Source organism: Pantoea sp. SIMBA_079, from assembly GCF_046940275.1.
Lineage (GTDB): Bacteria > Pseudomonadota > Gammaproteobacteria > Enterobacterales > Enterobacteriaceae > Pantoea > Pantoea borealis.
The window spans coordinates 1-268 of the sequence record NZ_JAWRYR010000364.1; the positions used below are offsets into that span (position 1 = coordinate 1).

Annotated in this window: 1 protein-coding gene; it reads left to right on the forward strand. The window is 60.4% G+C overall.

Annotated features, from left to right (window positions below):
* Positions 1 to 15: 15 nt before the first annotated feature.
* Positions 16 to 268 (forward strand): citrate/2-methylcitrate synthase (locus tag SB719_RS20380; protein ID WP_412159773.1); only part of this gene is annotated, 253 nt, incomplete at its 3' end.

Below are 268 nucleotides of genomic sequence, written 5' to 3' on the forward strand. Positions count from 1 at the left end.
GCCGCCTTGCATCTGATGGCCGCACCGGCAGTTTTCACAACCGCCATTTTGCGTGAACGCAAGGGGCGGCGCCCCATCCGCCCTGATCCCACACTGCCGCATAGTGCGGACATACTCCGCATGATGAATGCCGGAATGCCTGACGAAGTGGAAGTTGCCGGGCTGGATACTTATCTCATGGCGGTTTGCGATCATGGATTGAACGCCTCGACATTCGCCGCCCGCGTCGTGGCATCGACACGTGCTGGCCTGACTTCTTCCCTGCTCG